We start from the raw sequence: 7,119 nt of genomic DNA on the forward strand, positions 1-7,119 counted from the left end.
AGATCATCTCGGCCACGTTCCCCGACTATCGCGGTCGCAAGATCAAGGTCTCGGCCGCCGAGCAAGCCACCATCCGCAACGTCCATTGGTGCGAAGCCGCTCATCGTGGGCTGCCTGCACCTGGCCGGCGAGGCGCGTGGCAATTTGGAGCGAGAGGCACTGCGCCATCATCGAGCTGTGGCGGCTGCGCATCTCCATGCACCTCCAACCGAACTGGTGAGCCATGGACCTCCTCCCGCCGACGCCACTCAACGAGCCGGAAGCGATCTGCACCGGCTCTGTCCGGATCGTGGCCAACCCCGGTCCCTACACGCTGCGTCTCACCGTGCAGCGCCCGGAAGGCGAACTCTCGTTCGCCCTCTGTGAGGACGAATGCTCCCAGCTCGTGGCGCTGCTCATCCGCTACGTCGCCACCAGAAAGTGACGGAACCATGCCCCACGTTTTCGATCATCCCCCCTCCGCGCAGGAAGTGTTCGACGAGGCCTGTCGATACTTCGCAACTTCGCCGGGCCCCTCGGCGGGCGTAACGATCCGACACGGTGCCAGGCACCCGGATTGTCTCTATCGCTCAGCCGATGGTCGCACCTGCGTCGCCGGACACTTCCTGCCTGACGCGGCCTATATCCCCGAAATGGACGATCCGGAGCGCTTCACGGACGGCTCCGACGTCAAGGCCATGATCAACCACTACAGCGACCGCATCCCGGCGTGGTGGGCTGATCACCGGATGCTGCTGAAGAACCTTCAGAGCACCCACGACAACGAGCAGTGCTGGAGCGGGCCGCGGTGGCGCTACTCCGAGCTGGCTGACCATCTCGACAACGTCGCCTACGACCACAAGCTCGATGCCAGGGCGATCGAGCTGGTCCGCGACCGCAAGGCCAAGGAGGCCTGACATGCCCAAGATTTCCGAGACGATTGCCGCCGCCAGAGCGATCATCGCCGACCCCGCCAACTGGACGCAGGGCACCCTTGCCCGCGATGCGTCCGGCGATCCGGTCACGATCCGATCAACGACCGCAGTCTGCTTCTGTGCAGACGGTGCGGTAGCTCTGGCGGCCGGTGTCCAGCTCAACGTCTTCGGTCAGTGGGAGAAGAACGACCACTACGACGAGACATCGCAGATCCTGCGCGAAGCGGCCGAGAAGATGACCACCAAGCGCAGCTACGTCAACATCAACGACGCCTGCGTCCGCATCCCGAGCAAGACCCCGCACGAGGCAATCCTGATGTGCCTCGACATCGGCATCGACCTCGCGAAGTCCCGCGAGGAACTCAACATGGAAAGGGTCGCGCCATGAGCCGCGCCAAGAAGAAGCCGAAGGCATCGGCAGCTCTGGAGTTCCACGGCACCTACGGCGACCTGATCGTCAACGCCGAGACCGGCGAAGTCATCAGCTATGAGCCGGACGGCGATGGCGTGAAGTTCACCCCAAAGGAGATGGCCGAGCAATTCGCTGCCGGTCACGACGAGGGCTACCACGACATCGTCAAGCTCGATCTCGACGAGTGGCGCACCTACTGCAAGGCGCACCACCCGAAGCACAAGTCGGAGGGTGACGACATCCTCATGGTTGGCTTCTGGACCCTCAAGGGCGAGAAGATCGAAGCCGACCACGACTGGCGCAAGCAGATGCTGGAGCCGGTGTGATGGCGAAGAAACGCACCAAGAAGCAGCAGGCGGCCATCGACGACCGCATCCAGCGTGCCGTGACCGGCATCCTGATCCCCATGACCTCGATCAATCGGGTCTGGGACCACGCCGAGAAGTTGATCGACCAAGGCGTCGACGACGTCGCACTGGCGAACGGCATCCGTGCCTTCGTCACCCCTGAAACCACCACCCTGCACGTCGGGAGGCGCTGATGCTGACGTCACTTCCGTTCCACCCGGCCGATCCGTTCCAGACCGATCCGACCATCATCGAGAGCCAGCACCGTGCCGCGAGGCTGACGCGGGCGTTCTGCGAGAGCGGGATGGATGCGTTCGAGTTCAAGGACGACAGCGGCCGGCACTACGTCGTCAACCGCGCGACCGCTGCCCGCTGCATGGAGTTCGACACCTTCGTCGCCTTCACGTCGCCAGGCATGGTCCGAGCCCTGGACCGGCCGTGGTGTGAGGCCGGTCGTGCCTAAGTTCAAGGACAAGGACTGGGTGAAGTCTGCCCGCGTCGGCTCGAAAGGGTCGTTCGTCGGGCAGATCGTCGGCACCAGCCAGGGCGAATCCATCGTCCGCGACGAGGACCGCAAGAAGTGGTTGCGCGCCGAGTCTGAGCTGGAACACGCCGAGAAGAAGGACAAGGCAGCATGAGCGGCGGGCCATCACGTCGGCGCCGAGAAGGTCGCCAAGCCTTCTATCGTGGCGGCGATCCGGACGTCCACAACCCCTATTCGCCTGGCACCTACGAGGCCTCCGACTGGCGGGATGGCTGGCGCGAAGCCAAGAAGGATGACGACATCGTCATCCAACAGGAACGGCAAGCGGAGTTCGAGGACATCTACAAGGTCATCGAGTTCGCTCGCCTCCACAACCTCGCCAAGGAACAAGGGCTCATCACGTGATCCTGACCGCAAAGACCCAGGCAGCCTACAACGCCGCCGCCCGCCTGCCATGCTCGCTGCCGCTGGCGAACATGCAGGTCGACATCGACGAAGACTTCATCGGCTGCATCGACGCGAACGACTATGTCGAGACGTCGATCGCCAACGACAACCGCGACGAGGCTCGGGCTCGCGCCCAGCATTGGAGGCTGTGATGGTCACGCTGAACAAGCTGGACTCCTTCGATGCCGATCGGCTGCACCGCAAGCTGTCCCGTATGTGGCGCGCTGCGGCGGACAACCGCACGGCGCGGCGCATCTACCGCATGATGAGCCGGGTCTACCTGCACCTGCATCGCAAGCTGCTGGTGGAGGGACGTCATGCCTGAGACCTTCGAGCAGTTTCAGGCCGGCATCAGGGCCGGCGAGCGTGTGTGCGCTGAGTCCGATCTCTACTGGCGGACCAACCGCTGGGCGATTGATGGCCGCGGCGGGTGGATGCCAGTGAGTCTTTCGCGAAGGTGAAAGAGGCCGATGCTGACCATCTTTCGCCGATGAGGTCCCGTGTGTGGTTGAAGTGGGTCTGCACACAAAGGCAGGGGAAAATCCCGCAGGACGAGGCGAGTAGCGGTTTCATCCCGTCTCGCACTTTCAAACGGCCTAGCTTCGGCATTTCGTCCGCGCCTGGCGATGATGGCCACCCATGACCATGATGAAAAGTTTGCGGCCCGGAGAAACGGGACACCGCTCATAGGTTGCTGCGACCCAAACGCAGTGGCGAGGCCGGCGCTATCCGGCCATCCCCTGCTCTTATGCGAGCGCGGTCATCCTCAACCACAGCAAGCAAGCCCGGCTGTATACGCCGGTAGCTGCCAAATCGGATGTCCACCGCGCTCACATAAGAGCATCAACGAGGACCATCATGACAGTCACGCGGATCGTCGAGAACAATCAGACCAAATGGCGCAATCACGCCGATGCTGAAGCGGTCGCCAAGGCGAACCGCGACGGCGATCCGGAATGGACCTACGTCGCGCAACAGGCGTCGGACGGCTGGTGGTACGTGGCCGTCTTCGACGAGGACGGCGAGGGCGTGGGAGTCATGTGATGAGGACCGGGCTCACTCATTCCGCCGCACCAAAAAGCGTGACTGGTACCTCAATGGCGGCTTCGCCAATTCCCGATGCTGGCGCCGGCAAGTGCGAGGCGTGTGGCACTACTTCATCGCGATCGAGTGATCGGTCGGGTGACAGAGACCCCGAGACCAGGAGTATGGCCATGAAGAAGTAATCGACCCCCACTGTGAACCCGGATGAGTACGACGACTGAGTTTTTTGGACCGGTGAAGCCGCGAGCGACCGGACGCACAGCCTGACCAGCGGCAGGCAAACCAATCCGCTGGTGCAATTCTTGAGGTGACCTAATGACCGACCCGTATGCATCGCTCTCTCGCTCGAACAAGCCGAGCCCGTTCCAGGTGGTCATCCTCTTCGCCAATGGATCCTGGGGCATTCACGATTTCCAATCGTTCATGGATGCGCGGGATTTCTATCGCAACGGCATCAGCTATAGCGACCGCGTGCAGCGTGTCACCGTCATGGAGAACGGCAACCAGATGCGGGCCGTGTGGGACGCTTCCTGGGATGACCAGAGCAAGTACGCTGGTCTGAACAACTGAACCGATCAAATTCACGCCCGAGGTGCGCCTTGTTCATTGCATGAAGGCAAACGCAAAATGCCAAAGCGACGAATGAAGACCCAGGATGCAGCTCAACATCGTCGTCGATCTCGCGACGCAGAATGTGATCAGCGAGAAGGATCACCCTGAAGAGCACAAGCGCCAGATGGAGGCCGTCTCTGTCGTCAGCGTGTACCGCCACTTCAACAAATGGATGGACTGACATGGGAACGAACTACTACGCGACGCCGGCCCCGTTCTGCCCGACCTGTGGATGCAGCGATCCCGCCATCCACATCGGCAAGAGCAGCGCCGGCTGGGCCTTCCTGTTCCATGGCTACGAAGACGAGAAGCTGACGCTGACGACCGCCAAGGAGTGGTTCGAGCATCTGCAAGGGCGCGAGATCAAGGGCGAGTACGGCTGCATCGTCTCGATCGACGACTTCAAGACGATGGTCGCGCGCAAGAAGCACGACCGCATAGCCTGGTCGGATCGCAAGCAGCTGGATCCCGAAGGTCACCCCGTCGCCTTCTACGAGTTCAGCTGATGCCGCACGACATCTATGAAGCCGGTTACCTCGCCGGCCTCGAAGGCGACGATAGATGCCCATATCTCGCCTTCACCCCTCACTGGTGGTGCTGGCAAGCCGGCAACTACGTCGGCCACCACACCATGTGTTCGCAGCTGGAGGCGGTCGCCCTCCTCTTCCCACAGGACTGAGCCATGAACGTGATCTGGAAACTGATCGACGAAGAGACCTACTACGACGCGCTCGGCGTTGTTCCTCCCGCAATGCAGACCGGACGCGGCTTCCAGATGGGAGAGCCGGTGAGCCACCGTGTATGCGAGATCCACAACAAGCTCGCGCCGACGTTCCACGCTTACATCAGCGATGGCAATCGCTTCTTTAAGTCCGACCGTCCGCTCACGATCTCGGAGTCCATCCAGGCCTGCATCCATCCGGAGCTTCCAAATGGCTAAGGCCAAGACCAACGTTCAGTTCGTCCGTGATCTGATGGAGCACAGCCAGTTCGGCGCAATGACGCAGCTGTTCGTTCTCGATGCGCTCGACAAGTGGTCCGGCATGGTCGCGAAGGAGGACCCGCAGAAAATGGATACGCCGCTGATCAGCGGTCATGCCTGGGTCGGCGTCGCGAAGGAAATCCAGGAGAAGATCAACGCGAGGACCGCCGGATGATGACGTTCAAGCACAATCCTGAAGATGCCTGCCACTGCTCCTACTGCGGCATCAAGGAAGACATCCACCTGCTCGACGGTGTCCTCAACGACAACGAGACCGACAGTGGCAAGCTGGCATGCATCTCCCGCTATCCGAACGACAGCTGGTGTTGCGGCCACCATGACATGGTGGACATGAGCATCGCGCCATCGCTGAAGCCGCTCTACGAGCAATATCGCGACAGCGCGAAGTGGACCATCGGCCACCGATGATCTCTCAGGAATACGCACAGCGCCTGCTCGGCATCGTCCAGGCTTTCGTCAACCCGGTGCAAGAGCACCACGGCATCCCGTGCCGCATCGACATGAACTGCCTGCGCAGCGATGGAGCGAAACTTCTCGAGGAAATCAACAATGGCAAAGGAAGAAGATAAAGCAGGCTGAGACCTACACCGCGGTGCAGGTGGAGGCCGCGCTCTGTGTCTGGGAGTGTCTCAATGAGTGGACACTCGGCACCGAGGCGTAGGTTGCCAAGCTCGAAAAGCGGCGAGAAGCACCCCAACTCGCTTGCAGCCATTCGGGTCGAATGGATCGAGATGCGTGAGGAGTGTGGATCGGCCGAGATGCGCTCGCAGTCGATCGTTCTCGGGCTGTGGTGCCTGGAGATCTACGACATCCTGACTGCGAACGACGCGGAGTTCTTCAGCTGGTGGTCGTACGACTGGGAGGTGATCCCGGCCATGCTGAAGCATGCCGTCTGCAATGATGGCAAGGCGTCGATGTACCGGGGCGACTACGTCTACATGGGCGGCGAGCTGATCGATCCGCATAGCGCCGCCCAGCTGGTGGCGCAGGAGTTTGCCTGGCTGCGCTTCGAGGACGACTGCAAGGGCGAGGCCAGGAAACAGTGGCCTACGAAGGCCTGGTCAACGACGATGGCGGCGAGCGCATGCGTCAGTCCTTCGAGCTGGGCGAGACGCCGGCCGAGTTCGTGAAGTGGCTCGGCGAGAAGTACGACCTCACCCCCGCAAGCGAGAACCAAGTCGCGGTCCCGCCCTGATTGCACGGACGCTCCCGCGTCCAGGCCGGCACATGCTCCACGGTGAAGCGGTGCGGGTATCGAGCCTTGGCCTGCTCGAATGTGATCGGGCGCATCAGAACTGACGGTGCTCAGACCGTGTAGCGGCACACGGTATATGCAAAGCATATGCAAGTATACGCAATTATATGCAAAGAAAATGCGACAGATGCGTTAATAGAATCGCAGAATCTTACATGTCGAACGCGATGCTCAAATCCAAATCCAACTACGACCTCCCGAATTTACCGCCCCCCAACGCCTTTCCCGAAGACCCCGGGTCGCTGGCTGCCAAAAGAGGTCGCGCGACTGAGCATTCTTGACGGCATGCGGGGAATTGCTGCCATCTGCGTCGCCTTTTTACACTTTTATGAACCCTTTCAGTTCGGTCCTCAGAACTGGATTCCTCGCGGTTATCTCGCTGTAGATTTTTTCTTTTGCTTGTCAGGGTATGTAATGGCATTTGCCTACGACCCTTCTCGCGTAGAATTGTCACCCACAGAACTTATTAAACGGCGTCTGATACGACTGCATCCGCTGGTCGTAATTGGCTCCTTGTTGGGCTTCGTTGTGGCTGTACTCGGACGATTCTATGCGCCTGTGGCTGCCGCATTATTCAATTTTAGTGTCACGGAGTTTTTTA

General features: G+C 60.9%; 21 protein-coding genes. All 21 read left to right on the plus strand.

Features of this window, described 5'->3' with window-relative positions:
• Positions 1-223 precede the first annotated feature (223 nt).
• Complete coding sequence (locus K359_RS0134960; RefSeq protein ID WP_029083441.1) at positions 224-424, plus strand: hypothetical protein; 201 nt, start codon at positions 224-226, stop codon at positions 422-424.
• 7 nt (positions 425-431) lie between these two features.
• Entirely contained in the window at positions 432-896 is a 465-nt protein-coding gene (locus K359_RS61860) for a hypothetical protein (protein ID WP_156928818.1), read from the plus strand.
• A gap of 1 nt (position 897) precedes the next feature.
• Entirely contained in the window at positions 898-1,302 is a 405-nt protein-coding gene (locus K359_RS0134970; RefSeq protein WP_029083443.1) for a hypothetical protein, read from the plus strand.
• Positions 1,299-1,652 carry a hypothetical protein gene (locus K359_RS0134975; protein ID WP_029083444.1) on the plus strand — a complete coding sequence of 118 codons (354 nt, stop codon included), beginning with the start codon at positions 1,299-1,301 and terminating at the stop codon, positions 1,650-1,652. The genes K359_RS0134970 and K359_RS0134975 overlap by 4 nt, the downstream gene beginning before the upstream one ends.
• Positions 1,652-1,867 (plus strand): hypothetical protein, encoded by a 216-nt coding sequence (locus K359_RS0134980; protein WP_029083445.1) that lies wholly within the window; start codon positions 1,652-1,654, stop codon positions 1,865-1,867. Before K359_RS0134975 ends, K359_RS0134980 begins: the two co-directional genes overlap by 1 nt.
• Complete coding sequence (locus tag K359_RS0134985) at positions 1,867-2,136, plus strand: hypothetical protein (protein ID WP_029083446.1); 270 nt, start codon at positions 1,867-1,869, stop codon at positions 2,134-2,136. The genes K359_RS0134980 and K359_RS0134985 overlap by 1 nt, the downstream gene beginning before the upstream one ends.
• Positions 2,129-2,311: a hypothetical protein gene (locus K359_RS0134990; protein WP_156928819.1), complete on the plus strand. Its 183-nt coding sequence runs from the start codon at positions 2,129-2,131 to the stop codon at positions 2,309-2,311. Before K359_RS0134985 ends, K359_RS0134990 begins: the two co-directional genes overlap by 8 nt.
• Positions 2,308-2,562, plus strand: coding sequence for a hypothetical protein (locus K359_RS0134995; RefSeq protein ID WP_029083448.1), 255 nt, complete (start codon positions 2,308-2,310; stop codon positions 2,560-2,562). Before K359_RS0134990 ends, K359_RS0134995 begins: the two co-directional genes overlap by 4 nt.
• Positions 2,559-2,756 (plus strand): hypothetical protein, encoded by a 198-nt coding sequence (locus K359_RS0135000; protein ID WP_029083449.1) that lies wholly within the window; start codon positions 2,559-2,561, stop codon positions 2,754-2,756. The genes K359_RS0134995 and K359_RS0135000 overlap by 4 nt, the downstream gene beginning before the upstream one ends.
• The gene (locus K359_RS61865) at positions 2,756-2,929 is read left to right on the plus strand and encodes a hypothetical protein (RefSeq protein WP_156928820.1); all 174 of its coding nucleotides are present in this window, start codon (positions 2,756-2,758) and stop codon (positions 2,927-2,929) included. Before K359_RS0135000 ends, K359_RS61865 begins: the two co-directional genes overlap by 1 nt.
• Before the next feature lie 533 nt (positions 2,930-3,462).
• Positions 3,463-3,648 (plus strand): hypothetical protein, encoded by a 186-nt coding sequence (locus K359_RS0135015; protein WP_029083450.1) that lies wholly within the window; start codon positions 3,463-3,465, stop codon positions 3,646-3,648.
• Between the two features lie 315 nt (positions 3,649-3,963).
• Positions 3,964-4,218, plus strand: coding sequence for a hypothetical protein (locus K359_RS0135020; protein ID WP_029083451.1), 255 nt, complete (start codon positions 3,964-3,966; stop codon positions 4,216-4,218).
• Between the two features lie 85 nt (positions 4,219-4,303).
• Positions 4,304-4,441, plus strand: coding sequence for a hypothetical protein (locus K359_RS61870; protein ID WP_156928821.1), 138 nt, complete (start codon positions 4,304-4,306; stop codon positions 4,439-4,441).
• A 1-nt stretch (position 4,442) separates the two neighbouring features.
• On the plus strand, positions 4,443-4,766 hold the full coding sequence (locus K359_RS0135030; RefSeq protein WP_029083452.1) for a hypothetical protein: 324 nt from the start codon (positions 4,443-4,445) through the stop codon (positions 4,764-4,766).
• Positions 4,766-4,939, plus strand: coding sequence for a hypothetical protein (locus K359_RS61875; RefSeq protein WP_156928822.1), 174 nt, complete (start codon positions 4,766-4,768; stop codon positions 4,937-4,939). The genes K359_RS0135030 and K359_RS61875 overlap by 1 nt, the downstream gene beginning before the upstream one ends.
• A 3-nt stretch (positions 4,940-4,942) precedes the next feature.
• Positions 4,943-5,200 (plus strand): hypothetical protein, encoded by a 258-nt coding sequence (locus K359_RS0135040; protein WP_029083453.1) that lies wholly within the window; start codon positions 4,943-4,945, stop codon positions 5,198-5,200.
• Positions 5,193-5,417, plus strand: a complete 225-nt coding sequence (locus K359_RS0135045; RefSeq protein ID WP_035977652.1) for a hypothetical protein — start codon at positions 5,193-5,195, stop codon at positions 5,415-5,417. The genes K359_RS0135040 and K359_RS0135045 overlap by 8 nt, the downstream gene beginning before the upstream one ends.
• A complete protein-coding gene (locus tag K359_RS0135050) occupies positions 5,414-5,671 on the plus strand; it encodes a hypothetical protein (RefSeq protein WP_029083455.1) in 258 nt (85 codons plus the stop codon). Before K359_RS0135045 ends, K359_RS0135050 begins: the two co-directional genes overlap by 4 nt.
• Complete coding sequence (locus tag K359_RS61880) at positions 5,668-5,832, plus strand: hypothetical protein (RefSeq protein WP_156928823.1); 165 nt, start codon at positions 5,668-5,670, stop codon at positions 5,830-5,832. Before K359_RS0135050 ends, K359_RS61880 begins: the two co-directional genes overlap by 4 nt.
• Before the next feature lie 93 nt (positions 5,833-5,925).
• Entirely contained in the window at positions 5,926-6,393 is a 468-nt protein-coding gene (locus K359_RS0135060) for a hypothetical protein (protein WP_156928824.1), read from the plus strand.
• A gap of 410 nt (positions 6,394-6,803) precedes the next feature.
• The coding region (locus tag K359_RS64770) for an acyltransferase (protein ID WP_245284811.1) at positions 6,804-7,119 on the plus strand (316 nt) is incomplete at its 3' end.

The organism is Bradyrhizobium sp. th-b2 (genome assembly GCF_000426785.1).
Classification (GTDB): domain Bacteria; phylum Pseudomonadota; class Alphaproteobacteria; order Rhizobiales; family Xanthobacteraceae; genus Bradyrhizobium; species Bradyrhizobium septentrionale.